Origin of the sequence: Mycobacterium sp. RTGN6 (assembly GCF_033804605.1) — a bacterium.
Lineage (GTDB): Bacteria > Actinomycetota > Actinomycetes > Mycobacteriales > Mycobacteriaceae > Mycobacterium.
On the sequence record NZ_JAPZKZ010000005.1, the window covers coordinates 314,922 to 329,941 of the forward strand.

At 66.3% G+C, this 15,020-nt stretch carries 14 protein-coding genes; 8 read left to right on the top strand and 6 right to left on the bottom strand.

The genetic code is table 11. The features are described 5' to 3' along the window. The first annotated feature begins 54 nt into the window (after positions 1–54). The 6 genes from SLQ33_RS14990 to SLQ33_RS15015 all read left to right on the top strand — a co-directional run bounded on the left by SLQ33_RS14990 (position 55) and on the right by SLQ33_RS15015 (position 6,391). Positions 55–636, top strand: coding sequence for a TetR/AcrR family transcriptional regulator (locus SLQ33_RS14990; protein WP_319454648.1), 582 nt, complete (start codon positions 55–57; stop codon positions 634–636). Positions 637–880: 244 nt separating this feature from the next. Further along, entirely contained in the window at positions 881–1,357 is a 477-nt protein-coding gene (locus SLQ33_RS14995; protein ID WP_319454649.1) for a MarR family winged helix-turn-helix transcriptional regulator, read from the top strand. Then, a complete protein-coding gene (locus tag SLQ33_RS15000; RefSeq protein WP_319454650.1) occupies positions 1,354–1,794 on the top strand; it encodes an MmpS family transport accessory protein in 441 nt (146 codons plus the stop codon). Before SLQ33_RS14995 ends, SLQ33_RS15000 begins: the two co-directional genes overlap by 4 nt. After that, a complete protein-coding gene (locus SLQ33_RS15005; protein WP_319454651.1) occupies positions 1,791–4,694 on the top strand; it encodes an MMPL family transporter in 2,904 nt (967 codons plus the stop codon). The genes SLQ33_RS15000 and SLQ33_RS15005 overlap by 4 nt, the downstream gene beginning before the upstream one ends. A 35-nt stretch (positions 4,695–4,729) precedes the next feature. Further along, positions 4,730–5,128, top strand: a complete 399-nt coding sequence (locus tag SLQ33_RS15010) for a Zn-ribbon domain-containing OB-fold protein (RefSeq protein ID WP_319454652.1) — start codon at positions 4,730–4,732, stop codon at positions 5,126–5,128. 51 nt (positions 5,129–5,179) lie between these two features. Continuing rightward, positions 5,180–6,391, top strand: coding sequence for a thiolase family protein (locus tag SLQ33_RS15015; RefSeq protein ID WP_319454653.1), 1,212 nt, complete (start codon positions 5,180–5,182; stop codon positions 6,389–6,391). Here SLQ33_RS15015 and SLQ33_RS15020 read toward each other — a convergent pair. Beyond that, the gene (locus SLQ33_RS15020; protein ID WP_319454654.1) at positions 6,388–6,654 is read right to left on the bottom strand and encodes a YdeI/OmpD-associated family protein; all 267 of its coding nucleotides are present in this window, start codon (positions 6,652–6,654) and stop codon (positions 6,388–6,390) included. The two genes, SLQ33_RS15015 and SLQ33_RS15020, sit on opposite strands and share 4 nt — an antisense overlap. Positions 6,655–6,842: 188 nt before the next feature. Between SLQ33_RS15020 and SLQ33_RS15025 the strand changes: the two genes are divergently transcribed. Next, entirely contained in the window at positions 6,843–7,817 is a 975-nt protein-coding gene (locus SLQ33_RS15025; RefSeq protein WP_319454655.1) for a TerC/Alx family metal homeostasis membrane protein, read from the top strand. A 1-nt stretch (position 7,818) separates the two neighbouring features. On the opposite strand, the gene SLQ33_RS15030 is transcribed toward SLQ33_RS15025, so the two are convergent. The 4 genes from SLQ33_RS15030 to SLQ33_RS15045 are packed head-to-tail and all read right to left on the bottom strand — an operon-like array spanning position 7,819 to position 13,148. Continuing rightward, entirely contained in the window at positions 7,819–8,940 is a 1,122-nt protein-coding gene (locus SLQ33_RS15030) for a 2-methylaconitate cis-trans isomerase PrpF family protein (protein WP_319454656.1), read from the bottom strand. Then, positions 8,937–9,716: an enoyl-CoA hydratase/isomerase family protein gene (locus SLQ33_RS15035; protein ID WP_319454657.1), complete on the bottom strand. Its 780-nt coding sequence runs from the start codon at positions 9,714–9,716 to the stop codon at positions 8,937–8,939. Before SLQ33_RS15035 ends, SLQ33_RS15030 begins: the two co-directional genes overlap by 4 nt. Before the next feature lie 53 nt (positions 9,717–9,769). After that, entirely contained in the window at positions 9,770–10,846 is a 1,077-nt protein-coding gene (locus SLQ33_RS15040; protein WP_319454658.1) for a hypothetical protein, read from the bottom strand. Next, a complete protein-coding gene (locus SLQ33_RS15045; protein WP_319454659.1) occupies positions 10,833–13,148 on the bottom strand; it encodes a CaiB/BaiF CoA transferase family protein in 2,316 nt (771 codons plus the stop codon). The genes SLQ33_RS15040 and SLQ33_RS15045 overlap by 14 nt, the downstream gene beginning before the upstream one ends. Positions 13,149–13,304: 156 nt before the next feature. On the opposite strand from SLQ33_RS15045, the gene SLQ33_RS15050 reads away from it, so the two are divergent. Next, on the top strand, positions 13,305–13,754 hold the full coding sequence (locus tag SLQ33_RS15050; protein WP_319454660.1) for a MarR family transcriptional regulator: 450 nt from the start codon (positions 13,305–13,307) through the stop codon (positions 13,752–13,754). Here SLQ33_RS15050 and SLQ33_RS15055 read toward each other — a convergent pair. Next, complete coding sequence (locus SLQ33_RS15055) at positions 13,670–15,001, bottom strand: MFS transporter (protein WP_319454661.1); 1,332 nt, start codon at positions 14,999–15,001, stop codon at positions 13,670–13,672. The two genes, SLQ33_RS15050 and SLQ33_RS15055, sit on opposite strands and share 85 nt — an antisense overlap. Positions 15,002–15,020 lie beyond the last annotated feature (19 nt).

The window sequence follows — 15,020 nt, forward strand, 5'->3', positions numbered from 1 at the left end:
AACACGCCTTTCAGACTACTGAAACGACTGTTTCAGTAGAGGTAGGCTACTCCCGTGACCGCGGAGCCGACAACCCCTTCCACCCGGCAGACGGAGCTGTTGGAAGCCGCCTACCGCTACGGACTCGAACACGGCATCGCCGACATGTCGCTGCGCCCGTTGGCGGCGGCCATCGGTTCGAGCCCGCGCGTATTGGTGTTCCTCTTCGGCAACAAGGACGGATTGGTTCGGGCCCTGCTCGCCAGGGCCCGCGCCGACGAGCTCACGATGCTGGACCGGCTCGGAGCGGCGACTGACGGAGCACCCGTCGGCCTGGCCACGGCGGTGGAGAAGGTCTGGGAGTGGCTGGCCGCCAAGGAACATCGTCCGTTGTTGCGGCTGTGGGCCGAGGCCTACGCCCGGTCGCTCGTCGAGCCGGACGGATCGTGGGCGGGGTTCGCGGCCTCGACCGTGGAGGACTGGCTCGCGGTCCTGGCCCAGTGCCAGCCCCCGCGTGAGCGGCGCAGCAAGGACGGTGCCACCCGGCGCACCCTGGCGCTCGCGGTGCTGCGAGGCGCGCTGTTGGACCTGCTCGCCACCGGAGCGGAGGGCCGGACAACCGCGGCCGTCAACCAATACATAGTCAACAACATGTAGTTGTCTTCTCGACGTTGACCTCGTGCCACCGTCCGCTAGCTCTGGCAGATGGTGTGCGACAACATATTTCATGCGACAACACCGTGTCAGGTGCCACGGTCGTACGGCGGACCGCCAGCTGGCCCAATCCGACCGGATCGCACGACAGACAGGGCCGACTCCTGTGAAGTCGCTGTACGCAACCACAAGTCGCTTCTGCGGGGCTCCAATTGCGACTACATAGTGCCCGTGATATATGTACGAAGTGGAAAAGCGGCTGACCGACGCGGACGTCGGCGACGATGTCGGGGAATTTCTCGACCAGGCCCTCGACCTGACGGCGCGGTTTCTGACGGATCGCGCCGACCTTGGAGCATCTGCGGCGTTCGCCCTCAACAGGGTGTGCCGCGAAGGACCCATCCGCTTGACGACGTTGGCCGCCAAGGAAGGTGTCAGCCAACCGTCGATGACTCAACTGATGCAACGGCTGGAGCGTCAGGATCTGGTGACCAGGCTGCCCGACCCCGACGACGGCCGCGCTTGCCTCATCGGCATTACCGAGTGCGGTCAGAGGCTGCTCGACGACCGCAAGCGGCTCCGTCGCCAACGCCTCACGACGTTGTTGGCGACGCTGTCGTCGGAGGACCAATGCTCACTGTGGCTTTCGGCCCAGGTCGCGTTGCCAGTGCTGCATCGGCTCGTCGCCAGCGCCGAGACTCCTGCCGACGGTGTCTTCGGATGAAGGCCATTCCTGTGGGCCGCGGCCTCAAGAAGGTGTGGATTCCCTTGGTGCTGATCGTCGTCCTGGCGGTTGCTGCCCTGGTCGTCTCGCGCCTGCACGAGAAGTTCGCGTCCGAGGACCTGAACGCCAATGCCGGTGCGGGCATCGAGATCGTCCAGTTCAACCCGAAGATCATGGTCTACGACGTGTACGGCCCGCCCGGAACCTCTGCACAGATCAGCTATTTCGACCCGGACGCCAACGTGCACCTACTCACCGCGCCGCTTCCGTGGTCGATCACCTTGTCGACGACCTTGCCAACCGTCAGCGCCAACCTCATGGCGCAGGGCGACGGCGATCAGATTGGATGCCGCGTCACCGTGAACGGAACCGTTCGTGAGGAGCAATCGGCCGACGGGATCGGCGCCCAGACCTACTGCCTGGTGAAGTCCGCATGACCCACGCAGTCACCGAGCCCGAGACCACCGGCGCGCCCAAGCGGGCCGTCGTCCCACACTTGATCCGCATCCTGTCGATACCGATCGTCCTGTTCTGGGTGTTCGTCGCCGTGCTCGTCAACGTGATCGCGCCGCAACTCGAGGTCGTCGGTGAGCTCCACTCGGCACCGATGGCCCCCGAGGACGCGCCGTCGATGAAGGCCATGAAGTTGATGGGCGGCAACTTCAAGGAGTTCGACTCCAACAGCACGGTGATGATCGTCGTCGAGGGCCAGCAGGCACTCGGACCGGACGCGCACAAGTACTACGACGAGATCATTCACAAGCTGCAGCAGGATCCCGCGCACATCCAGCACATCCAGGACTTCTGGGGCGACACGTTGACGGCGGCCGGTGCGCAGAGCGCCGACGGCAAGGCGTCGTACGTGATGATCAACCTCGCCGGCGAGCAGGGCCAGACCCTGGCCAACGAGGGTGTCGAGGCCGTCCGAAAGGCCATCGAAGACACCAAGGCTCCGCCGGGCGTACAGGCCTACGTCGCAGGCCCGGCCGCGCTCACCGACGATCTGCACGTCATCGGCAACGCCAGCCTGGCCGAGATCACGCTGTTCACGTTGGTCGCGATCGCGGGCATGCTGCTCGTCGTCTACCGCTCGATCCGCACCACGCTGATCCAGTTGTTCTTGACGTTTCTCGGATTGCTGACCGCGCGCGGAGTGGTCTCCGTGCTGGCCACCCATGGCGCCTTCGGGCTGACGACGTTCGCGGGCAACATCCTGACGATGCTGGCGATAGCCGCCGCCACCGATTACGGCATCTTCATCTTCGGTCGCTACCGCGAAGACCGTGGCATGGGGCTGGACAAGGACGACTCCTACTACGCCACCTTCAAGTCCGTTGCGCCCGTCATCGTGGGCTCGGGCCTGACCATCGCCGGCGCCACGTACTGTCTCAGCTTCTGCCGGCTGCCGTACTTCAGCACCATGGGCGCCCCGGTTGCGATCGGGATGGTCGTGGTCGTGGCGATCGCCGTCACGCTCGGACCGGCCGTGCTCTTCCTCGGTAGCCGCGTCGGGCTCTATGAGTCGAAACGCCCTCCGCAGAGCCGGTTTTGGCGACGCGTCGGCACCGTCGTCGTGCGTTGGCCGGCCCCGGTGTTCGTGGCCAGCCTGTTCGTGGTGCTGATCGGTGTCGTGGCCATTCCTGGATACAAGCCGGCGTACAACGACCGCTACTACCTGCCTGCCGACGCGCCGACGAACCTCGGCTTCGCCGCCGCCGACCGGCACTTCTCGCAGGCCCGGATGAACCCCGACATCCTGATGGTCAATTCCGACCACGACATGCGAAACCCCGCCGACATGCTGGTGCTGAACGCGGTGGCGCGCAACGTGATGCACACCGAGGGCATTGCGATGGTTCAGAACATCACGCGGCCGCTGGGCATCCCCATCCAGCACAGCTCGCTTCCATTCCAGACCAGTGTTCAGGGCCAGACCAGCAACATGAACCTGCCGTTCCAGCGGGAACAGTTGGCCAATCAGCTCAAGACGATCGATGCGACGAACGTCTCGATCGACATCTTGGAGAAGCAATACCAACTCTCCCTCGAGCAAACCAAGCTCACCCAGGACTCGTCGGCCAAGTCGCAGGACCTACTCGCGACCACCGAAAAGCTGCGAGACAACATCGCGAACCTCGACGACACCTTCAGGCCCTTGCGCGCCTACTTCTACTGGGAGCCGCACTGCTTCGACATCCCGCTGTGCACCGCGGTACGGTCCCTCTTCGATTCCCTCGATGGGATCGACGAAGTGACCGACGAGACGGGTGCGGTGCAGGTCAACACCGACAAACTGGCCGAACTCGCGCCGAAGTTGACCGCACTGCTTCCACAGACGATCGCGTCGATGAAGACCAGCAGAGACCTGTCGCTGGCGTCGTATAACTCGCAGAAGGCCTTGCTCGACCAGATGGAGGCCACCAACGACACCGCCCTGGCGATGGGGCAGAGCTTCGACCAGGCCAAGAACGACGACCTGTTTTACCTGCCACCGGAGGCCTTCCAGAATCCCGACTTCGAACGCGGTCTGAAGATGTTCCTCTCGCCGGACGGCAAGTCCGCGCGCATGTTCATCACCCACGAGAGCGACCCCGCCACGGTCGACGGCATCGCCAGGGTCGACTCCGAGCGGAAGGCGGCGCAAGAGGCGTTGAAGATGTCGTCGCTGTCGGACGCCAAGATCTACCTGGGCGGGGTTGCGGCGACCTACAAGGACATGTCCGACGGAGCCAGGTACGACCTGCTGATCGCCGTGGTGTCGGCACTCACGCTGATCTTCATGATCATGCTGATCCTGACCCGGAGCGCGGTGGCGGCCCTCGTCATCGTCGGCACCGCGGCCAGCTCGATCGCGGCGTCGTTCGGCATCTCGGTGCTGATCTGGCAGGACCTCTTCGGCATCCAGGTGCAGTGGCTCGTCATGCTGATGTCCGTCATCATCCTGTTGGCCGTCGGATCGGACTACAACCTGCTGCTGGTCTCGAGGTTCAAGGACGAGATCCACGCCGGCTTGAAAACCGGCATCATCCGCTCGATGGCCGGGACCGGCGGCGTCGTCACCGCGGCCGGTTTCGTGTTCGCGGCGACCATGGCGGCGATGCTGGGCAGCAAGCTGATCGTGCTGGCCCAGATGGGCTCCACGATCGCCATCGGTCTGCTCGTCGACACGCTGATCGTGCGCTCACTGCTGATGCCGTCGATCGCGACGATGCTCGGCCGGTGGTTCTGGTGGCCGCAGGTCGTGTACCCCCGCGGCGACAACCACTTCCGAAAGCCGCTGGCCCCGCGCCCGTCGAGTGACGAGGAGGACACCGCGGCGCTGCCGGCTCAGGCGTAGCGCTAACGTCGATGCCACCGACGACGGAGGTTCACATGGCGGCGCAGATCCCATTGGTCGACTACCTGGTGCTCGACGGCGCCGAACCGCACTTGGTCGCCCAGGAGTGCACGAACTGCAGCGCCCGGTTCTTCGACCGACGCAACGCGTGCGCCAACTGCTTCGCCTCTGAGTTCAGGACCGTCCCGATCGCCACCGAGGGCACGGTGCGCGCGTTCACCATCGTCGCGTTCGCGGCACCGGGCGTCCCCACCCCGTTCGTGGCGGCCGTGGTCGACTGCGACGGCACCCAGGTCCGCGCCAACCTGATCAACATCGAACCCGACGCCGAGCACGTCCGCGACGGCATGAAGGTTCGGCTCGCCACCCAGTCGATCGGCGCCGACTCGGAGGGCACCGAAGCCGTCGGATTCGGCTTCGAGCCCGTCGGCTGACGTTGCACCCCAACCTTTCTCGACACCCCATCTGACGAAGGAGCACCTGCGATGAGCGCGAGCGACGAGGTCTGGATCCTCGGGATTCAGATGACCAAGTTCGGCAAGCACCCCGACCTCGACACCGTCGACCTCGCGGCGGAGGCGGCCACGGGCGCGCTGTCCGACGCCGGCGTCACGATGGCGGACATCGGCGTGCTCGCGGCGGGCAATCTGATGAACGCGAGTGCCGGTATCGGACAACAGCTTCAGAAGCAGATCGGCCAGACCGGCATTCCCGTGTACAACGTCGCCAACGCGTGCGCGACCGGTGCCACCGCGCTGCGGACCGCGATCATGGCGGTCAAGGCTGGCGAAGTCGACTACGGCCTGGCCGTCGGCGTCGAGAAGCTCTCCGGCGCCGGCCTGCTCGGCGGAGGTGGTTCGCGGAAGAAAGACGCCGACACCTGGACGCCGGCGGGCCGATACGGCGCGGTCGCACCGATCGACGGACGCATCGGCACCGAGACCATGCCCGGCGTCTTCGCCCAGATCGGCATGGAGTACGGCCACAAGTACGGCGGCACCAGCTTCGAGTTGTTCGCCAAGATCAGCGAAAAGAACCACGCCCACTCCACGCTGAATCCGCTTGCGTCATACCAGAAGCGGTTCACGCTGGAGCAGATCATGAACGACGTGATGATCGCGTACCCCAACACTCGCCCGATGTGCTCGGCCAACTGCGACGGCGCCGCGGCCGCAGTGGTGTGCAACGGGGAGACGTTGAAGTCACTGTCGCTCGAGCAGCGGCGGCGCGCGGTGAAGGTGTCGGCTTCGGTGCTCACCACCGACCCCTACGAAGAGGGCTGCCAGGTGCTGCCGAACGTCAACACGCTGACGCGCAAGGCCGCCGCCATCGCCTACGAGCAGTCCGGCGTCGGTCCAAGCGACCTCGACCTGGTCGAGCTGCACGACTGCTTCGCGACGGCCGAACTGGTGCACTACGACAACCTGATGCTGTGCGAAGAGGGCGGCGCCGCAGAGTTCTTCAACTCGGGCGCCACGTGGCGGGACGGCTCGACACCGGTGAACGTGTCCGGTGGCCTGGAGTCCAAGGGCCACCCGATCGCGGCCACTGGTATCGCCAACATCTGGGAGGTCTGCCATCACCTCCGCGGCGAGGCCGGCGACCGTCAGATCGCGAATGCGAAGGTCGGGCTGGCCCACGTCATCGGACTCGGTTCGGCCTGTGGCGTTCACGTCCTGGAGCGCTCGGCGGCCTAGCTGCCAGTGCGCTCGCGGTGCTTGCACCCGGGCCAGCAGCACGGCCGGCGTTGACCCTCCTCCAGTTCCTCCTGGGTTCGGCGGATGCGCCGATTTCGAGTCACCTCTTGCTTGGCATCCTCGACCCAGCAGATGAACTCGTTGCGCGCCAGCGGAGTGATGTCCTTCCAGGCGGCGAAGGCCGTGTCATTGGCGACTAGCGCCTCACGCAAGTCCGCGGGCAGCTCGTGCACCACCCCACCGGGCACTCGTGGGCTGTTCATTGCGGCCACGTTAGTTGACCCCCCACGCCGAACGTCGAGTTGTCGTCGACGGATTCGACTTTCCGCGACGGAAAGTCGGCGTTCGGCGGGAGGTCCGGACTTGGTTGCGTCGACTCTGACAAGCGGCGCACAGTTGGGTACTATTGTATACTTTGGTCGTCATCGACGTGTCGTCCGGAGGTCTTCGCGTGGTTTCTGTTGTCTCCCCGCTGGTCTGGGTCCTCACCGTGACGGTGTTGCTGGCCATCATCGGCCTCGACCTGACGGTGATCGCCAAGCGCCAAACGACCGTCACGACCAGAGCCGCGCTTCGCTGGGTGCTCTTCTACGTCGGGCTTGCCGCACTGTTCGCGGTCGGGCTGTTCGTCTTCCTGCCTGGGCCGTCGGGGCCGCAGTTCGTCGCGGGCTACATCACCGAATACAGCCTGAGTGTGGACAACCTCTTCGTCTTCATGATCATCATGACCCGGTTCGAGGTGCCCGACCTGGCCGAGGACAAGGTGTTGTATATCGGAATCATTCTTTCGCTTGTCCTTCGGGCGGTCTTCATCTTCGCCGGCGCGGCCGCCATCGCCGCGGCGAGCTGGGTGTTCTACATCCTCGGCGCGTTCCTCATCTACACCGCGATCCAACTCGCGCTCGAGGACGCGGATGAAGAGCCGGACTACCACCACAACGTCGTCCTGCGCCTCCTGCACCGCATCCTCCCGATCAGCGAGGACTACGACGGCAGCAGGCTCGTCACCCGCGTCGGCGCGCACCGCATGCTGACCCCGCTCGTCATCGTGATCGCCGCCATCGGCATCGCGAACGTCGTCTTCGCACTCGACTCGATCCCCGCGATCTTCGGTCTCACCGACGACGCGTACATCATCTTCACCGCGAACGCCCTTGCCCTGATGGGTCTTCGGCAGTTGTACTTCCTCATCGGCGGACTCCTCGAAAGGGTTATCTACCTCAACAAGGGGCTCGCGGTCATCCTCGGATTCATCGGCGTGAAGCTGCTCTTCGAGGCACTGCACGGCTCGCACATAGACGGCATCGGCGGCGTTGCACTTCCCGAGATCGGAACGAGCGCCTCCCTGCTGTTCATCGTCGTCACGCTCGCGCTCACCACGATGGCGAGCCTGCTGAAGACGCGGCGGGCCGGTGAGGCCGAATGAATCAGGTAGCCGCGGACCGGACGAAGACGTTGCCCTCCATGAGCCTGCGGGCCGTGCGCGAGAACGAGGCCTCCCGCAGCTCGCCGTCGACCAGCTCGATGCGGACCGGGAAGACACCGCTCGGGTGACCGATCCGCACGATGGGACTCTTCGTCGCCGTGCGGACCTGGTGCACCACCGAACCCTCCACGCATGCCGCGACGCCGGTGCACACCGCACCGGTGCCCGCGAAGGCCTTGTGGACGCGCGGCGGCGGAACGACGACCCACCGCCCGAGGAAGTCTGCGTCGTTGGCGCTGACCGGCGTCGTGGCGTCGCCGATGCGGTAGAACTCCTGTGCCGGAGCGACGGCGACGGGACGCGGCATCCCGGTGGCCCGGTCGACTCCGACGAGGTCGGCGGCAGCCTGCTGGACGGCCTCGAACTTCGCCAGTACCTCTCCGGTGAACGCCGACGGACCCTCCGCCCCAGTCAGTCCGACGGATTCAGCACGGAAGAACACCGCCAGTTTGGCGACGTCGACGATGCTGACGTCGAGCTCACCGATGCCCTCGACGCGGAGCACGTCCGCAGCTGACCCGGTCGGCAGCATCTTGCCGGTGGTGGCTCCCGCCGTGGCGGCGAAGTCGAGTCTGATCTCGGCGCCGGTGCCCGGGACGCCAGAGATCGCGAAGTCCCCGTCGACCCGCGGACGCCCGTCGGCGACGGGCACCATTAGGCGGAGCAATGAGGCCGTGTTGGTGTTGTGCACCCGAATGGAGGTCACCGGCTCGACGGCCTCGACGAAGCCCTCCTCGATCGCGTAGACGCCGACGGCCGAGGAAATGTTGCCGCAGTTGCCATTCCAGTCGATCACGTTCTCGTCGATGCCAACCTGACCGAACGTATAGTCCACGTCCGCGTCTGGGCGGCTGGGCGGTCCGATGATCGCTACCTTGCTGGTGAGTACGTCCGCACCGCCGAGCCCGTCGATCTGGCGAGGATCACCACTTCCGAAGGCGGCCAAGATGATTCGGTCCCGCTCCCCCTGGTCGCCGCGGGGCAGGGCGTCGGAGGTGAAGAAGACGGCCTTACTGGTGCCGCCGCGCATCAGCACGGAGGGAATGCGCAGGAGCTCGCTCATGCGCTCGGGAGCGAGCCTTCCGCGCGCCGCAGCGTCTTGCCTGCGGTGACGCCGAGCCTCAGGAAGTTGAATACCGCACCGAGCTCGGGGCCAGGCGCCGAGAACCGCATCGCCTGTTTGAGCATGGCGGTGGCGTCGGCAGGCGGCTTGGCCAGCCGCTCGGCATAGGCCTGCACCGCGTCGCGGAACTCGGCGTCGGGAACGACGTCGCGCACCAGTCCGATCTCCTTGGCCTCGGCGGGGTGGACCTTGTCGCCCGTCATCAGGATGTCGTAGGCGCGCCCCGCACCGATGAGGCGTGGCAGCAGAAGCACCGAACCGTCACCGGGAATCAGGCCGAGCCGCATCGCCGCCTCCATGAAATAGGCGCTCTCCGCGGCGATCCGGACGTCGCAGGCCAGCGACAGCTCGAAGCCCGCCCCGACCGCGGGCCCGTTGACGGCGGCGATCACCGGCTTGTCCGAGTAGTACAGGCTCGCGGTGAACTTCTGCACGCCCGAGTGCTGCGGCACCGCGTTGGGATTGCTGCCCGCGCCGCCCGAGCCGAATAGGCCCGCGCGGTCGGCGCCTGAGCAGAATCCGCGGCCGGCGCCGGTGACGACGATGACCTTGACCTCGGAATCTTCGGTCGCCTGCTCCAGGTAGGCCCGCAGCAGGCTTACCATCTCGACGTTCAGCGCGTTCAGTCGATCGGGACGGTTGAAGGTCAACCAAGCGACGCCGTTGCGCACCTCGTACAGCGCTTCGCTGGTCTCGGTGGCGATCTGGTCAGTCATTTGCGAGTTCCTCTCGGTATTTCATTGTCGGCCAACAAGAGTCGTAGGAGCGGTCACCAAACCGAAAACAGGTCCCGACCAAGCCCCTTCTCGGCCGCCGCCCGGTATGCCGCGGCGGCCACCGCGACGTCGGCGATGCCCATTCCGCCATTGTTCTTGAAGACGGTGATCTCATCGCGGTTATGCCTGCCGGGGGTGCCCGACACCAGCTCGGTCAGCTCGACGATGCGGTCCCAGCTGAGTTGCCCGGACTCGACCTGGGCGAAGATGTCGCCCTGCCTGTCGTGGATGGCCTGGGCCTTCGACACCAGTCCGATCCGGTTGGCCCCGAGCAGGGTCGCGTCGTCGAGTTCGCGGCGCTGCGTGCGAACCTGACCAGACTTCACCAGACCCATGTTGCTGCCGACGATCGAGGTGACGTGCTGGCCCGGCCTCAGCGCAGTGCCGTCGAAGACGGCGACGTTGGAGTTGGTCGCCGTCAAGATGATGTCCGATTCGGAGACCACGGTCCTGGAGTCGTCGGCTGCCGTGATCTCGACGTCCACGAGGGCACCCATCTCGACGGCGAACCGCTTTCGGTTCTCCGCATCTCGGCTGTAGACAACGACGCGATCGAAGGGTCGCTCGGCGAGGAACGACAGCAGGTGCGTGCGGGCCTGGTCGCCGGTGCCGAAGATCCCCAACACCTTCGAGTCCTCACGGGCCATCGCGAAGGTGCCCAGCGCGCTGGTCGCCGCGGTGCGGACCGAGGTGAACGAATGCAACTCGGGCAGCTCTGCACACGACAACGCGCCAACCAGGACGGCGTCCAGATCTCCGTCGACACTGTTGTAGAGCACCGTGACGGGTGGCGCCATGTTCTCGTAGACCTGCACGTCGGAAGCGGCGTTGACGAGCTCGCAGTGCACGAGCACACCGCCTGCTTCGTGCGACGGGCTGATCCCCGGGTGCGTCGTCACGCGCATGCCGGACGGGGCGTGCATCCGTTGGCGCATCGCGTTCAGGCCGTCGTCGCTGCTCCAGTCCTGGAACGCATTTCGAACGGCATCGTTGGCGACCTTGATGGGAATGACGCCGTGCAGGTCGGCCTCGCTGAGGAACAGCTTGGCCCGCTCTTTACTTGCTGACACGGATTCCGGTCTCCTCACTGTCGGCGACGCTGTTCCACGCCGTGTCGGGGTCCGCACGGATGTGGCGGTCATCGGATCCAAGCGGCGGTGCGGGTGTGGTCACCGCACCGGGCGTCGCGCGAAGCCGGATGGGGAAGTCGGTCACCTTCCAGAACCTGCCGTTCGCAGGCCAGGTGTCGACCGTCGTGCGGGCGAGCCGTTGCCGGGTGGTCATGACGTCCTGCACCTGGACGACGGGCCCGCACGGCACCCCGTGCAGTTGCAGCGCATTCACGACGTCGTCCAGAGTCATTGCAGCACAGTATGTCTGGATCAGCGTGTTCAACTCGTCGCGGTGATCCCACCGCTCGGCGCGGTCCCAGCGGGCGAAGCCCTCCGGCGGCCGGGACGCCGCGGCGAGCACTTCGGCAAGACCGTGCCACTGCGCGTCGGACTCGCAGGCGATCGCCACCGACTGCTCGTCGCCCGCGACGAAGACCCCATAGGGCGCGAAGAGCCAGTGCCCGTTGCCGTGGCGGGTGGCCCCGGGCAGGTCCGATTGTTCGGTGACCCAGGACATCTGGGTGCTCCACGAGCAGATGTCGTACAGCGCCACGTCGAGCCGGACTCCGGCGTTGCGCCCGGTGATGCGGCCGAAGTAGGCGCCGAGGCTCGCCGCCGCCGCGGCAAGGGACCCCAGCACGTCCGCGGTGGAGATCCCGGTCTTGAGCGGCGGTCCGTCCTCCTCACCGGTGAGGCTCATCAGGCCGGTTGCCGCCTGGATGACGGTGTCGTAGGCCCGCAGACCGCCAAGCACGCCACCGTTTCCGAAGCCACTCACCGTGGTGTAGATCAGGTCCGGCGCGACGGCCAGGATGGCTTCCGGGCCGAGCCCACGCTTCTCGAGACCTCCTGGAGCCTGGTTGGAGACCATGATGTCCGTGCCGGTGAGCACCTGGGCCACCATGGCGACGTCGCGGGGGTCACGCAGGTTGGCCTGCAGCGAGCGCTTGCCATTGTTGGAGATCTGGAAGAAGACGCTCTCGCCGTCGACGATCGGGGGCATGTGCCGGCCCGGCTCGCCGTCCGGCGGTTCGATCTTCAGGACGTCTGCGCCAAGGTTGGCGAACAACCTCGTGCAATACGGACCTGCGGTCAACGTGCCGAGGTCGACCACTCGCACCCCCGCCAACGGAGGGGGCCTCGTCGACCCACCCTCGTATGCGTCGACGACGCCGTTCGTCGCAACTACGTGCGCTCCCTGTGATACTGCTCCCGTTGAATCGCACGGGAATCCGAGTGCCGGGCCGACGCTCAGCAGCTCGGCACCGTCGGCGTCTGCGGCGAGCACACCGCGGCTGTGCAGGTGACCGTCGGTCAGCACCTCCTCGACACTGGCCACCGGGCTGACGGGCACACCGTTGTCGCGGAGCAGTGTGACGATCTCGTCGCGCGGGAGCGTCCTGGCCCAATCCGCCACGATCGCAGTGATTTCCACGTAGTGGTCGCGGCGCGGGCCGTGGGTGGCGAATCGCGGGTCGTCGAGCAGTTCGGGTCGGCCCATCGTCGTGGCCAATCGGGCGAACGTCGGGTTGCTTCCCGCGATGATGAAGACGTACTCGCCGTCGGAGGCCTCGAAGAGCTCCCATGGGGCGGAGTTCGGTCCCTGGTTGCCGAGCAGCCCGAGCGGTTCGACACCCCCGAGCACGCGGCTGGCGAAGTTGGTCAGGGTGGCCACCATGCAGTCGTAGAGCGAGACGTCGACGAGCTGCCCCAGATGGGAGCGTTCCCGCTCGATCAATGCGGCCATCACCCCGATCGCTCCGTACAACGCGCCGACGGCGCTGGAAAGCTCGGTGCCCGAGCGAAGCGGACGGCCACCCGGCTCGCCGGTGGTGGCCATGACTCCGCTCATCGCCTGCAGGGTCAGGTCATTGGCGACCATCCCGGCCAGCGGTCCGTCGACGTCGAATGGCGAGAACCGGCAGACGACGGTTCCGGGCCCGACCGCGGCGACGTCGATGCCGAGCCGTCGCGCGGCGGCAGCGTCGATGAGCAGCACGTCGGCGTCGTCGACGCCGGCCCGAAGGCGATCGAGCACCAGCTCGTCGTCGAGCATGTGCTTGTCCCGGTTCGGCAGCGCGAAGGCCGCACGGCGTTCGGCGTCGTCTCGACCATAGCTGCGGAGCGAATCGCCCCACGGCAGTTCGAACTTGCTGACGTCGGCACCCATGTCCATCAACAGCCTGCCCGCGAGCGCGCACGTCCACCCGTCCCCGATCTCGAGGACCTTGACGTTCGACAGAGCCGCCGGATTCAGCACTCGACCTCCACTCGCTTGCGCCGTCCAGGCTAAAGTATCCGTTCGTATACGTTTGGTCAAGCTTGGACGCCGTGCTTGCCGCGGCACCTGACGCGGAGTCACCAAACCATGGTGCTCCCTCCCCGATTGGTTGCCACAACGTACTACTCTGTCAGGGTGTCAACACCCGCGCAGGCGGTCGGCGTCGCCGTCCACGCCGAAGACGTCGCCGCACTCCAGGACGTCAGCCTCCGGCTGACCCGCAAGCTGCGCAAGCGGTCCCAGACCGATCTGTCGATGTCCCAGATCTCGGCGCTCTCGACCATTCAGAGACACGGCCCGCTGCGGGTCGGCGAGCTGGCCCGACGGGAACAGATCAGCAAGTCATCGGTCACCCGGCTCGTCGCCCGGCTGGAGGGAACTGGCTACCTGGAGCGGACGGTCGACCCCGACGACGGCCGCAGTTTCATGGTGGTCATCACCGCTCACGGTCACGAGCTACTGGCCGCGGCGCGGCAACGGGCGAACGAGTTCCTCGCACTTCAGGTCGGCCGACTGTCCGAAGACGATCGCCGGTCGATCATGGCCGCACTGCCGTCGCTCGAGAGGTTGATCGCACTCTCGTAGTCCAACCGTTCCTGGTCGTCGGCCGCTGGCGGCTCGGCCAGCTCGTGCTTCACCCGCAGGTACGCCAAGCACGCCACGGCGGCAAACGCGGTGCCGACACCGCCGACCAGGCACGCCACCCGCGGGCTGGCATGCTCGCAGATCCACCCGATGAGCGGCCCACCCAGCGGCGTGGTGCCGGCCGTGGCCAATACCAGCAGGGAGATGACGCGGCCCCGCATCTGCGGGTCGGCGTTGAGCTGCAGAATCGACGTCGCGGTAGCCCGGAACGTCACGCTGAAGGCGCCGACGAAGAAGAGCACGACGTACACGAACGGCAGGGCGGGCATCAGGCCGAGCAGCGCCAACGCCGTGGCGAACGCGCAACCGTTGAGGATCAACCGCCGCGAGCTCGCCCTCAGGAAGCCGGCCAGCGCCAACCCGCCCAGCACGGCCCCCAGCCCCATGCTCGTGAACGCGAAGCCCACCATCCGCGCGTCGCCCCCGAAGACGTCGCGCGTCAACGTCGGCAGCAGCACGTTCCAGTTGTAGGCGAGCAGTCCCGCGACGGCCATCAGGGCCAGGGTTCCCGCGAGTTTGGGATGGGCGCCCACGTAGCGAAGCGTGCCGGTGAGGTTGCCCCGCGCCTTGAAGGTGGCGACCGGGCCGACCGGTTCGTGCGGTCGGATGGACAGCAGTGCCACGATCACCGGCAGGTACGAGAGCGCGTTGACGAAGAACGCCGCCGAGATGCCGACGGAGGCGATGAGGATGCCCGCGATCGCCGGGCCCGCGACCTTGCCGCTGTCCTGAATGATGCCGTTGATCATCACGGCGTTGGTCAGCGTCGACGGGGTGGCGATGTCGTTGACCACGGTGAGCCGGGCAGGCTTCTCGACCGCGTCGGCCAGGCCCTGGATCAGCGCGGCCAGCATGACGATCCAGACCTGCACCAGGTGTAGCTGAACGAGCACGCCGAGGGTCAGCGCCGGGATCGTCCCCGCAATGGCCATCCACAGCAGGATCGTGCGCTTGTCGAAGCGGTCCGCGAGTGCCCCACCCACCGTGGTGAACAGAAGCGTCGGAATCTGCTGCATCGCGACGGTGACACCGAGCAACAGCGGCGAGTTCGTCAACTCGAGCACCAGCCAGGCCTGAGTCAGCTTCTGCATCCAGGTGCCACTGACCGAGACCGCCTGACCGAAGGCGAATCGCCGGTAGTCGCGGACACCGAGCGACGAGAACGTGGATGCGAGATACGGCTTCATCCCGAAACCCCGTTCAACG

Bases quoted from the DNA above. Each gene is read 5' to 3' on its own strand.
- SLQ33_RS15000 (WP_319454650.1), top strand. From the start codon at position 1,354: ATGAAGGCCATTCCTGTGGGCCGCGGCCTCAAGAAGGTGTGGATTCCC.
- SLQ33_RS15005 (WP_319454651.1), top strand. From the start codon at position 1,791: ATGACCCACGCAGTCACCGAGCCCGAGACCACCGGCGCGCCCAAGCGG.
- SLQ33_RS15010 (WP_319454652.1), top strand. From the start codon at position 4,730: ATGGCGGCGCAGATCCCATTGGTCGACTACCTGGTGCTCGACGGCGCC.
- SLQ33_RS15015 (WP_319454653.1), top strand. From the start codon at position 5,180: ATGAGCGCGAGCGACGAGGTCTGGATCCTCGGGATTCAGATGACCAAG.
- SLQ33_RS15020 (WP_319454654.1), bottom strand. From the start codon at position 6,654: ATGAACAGCCCACGAGTGCCCGGTGGGGTGGTGCACGAGCTGCCCGCG.
- SLQ33_RS15030 (WP_319454656.1), bottom strand. From the start codon at position 8,940: ATGAGCGAGCTCCTGCGCATTCCCTCCGTGCTGATGCGCGGCGGCACC.
- SLQ33_RS15035 (WP_319454657.1), bottom strand. From the start codon at position 9,716: ATGACTGACCAGATCGCCACCGAGACCAGCGAAGCGCTGTACGAGGTG.
- SLQ33_RS15055 (WP_319454661.1), bottom strand. From the start codon at position 15,001: ATGAAGCCGTATCTCGCATCCACGTTCTCGTCGCTCGGTGTCCGCGAC.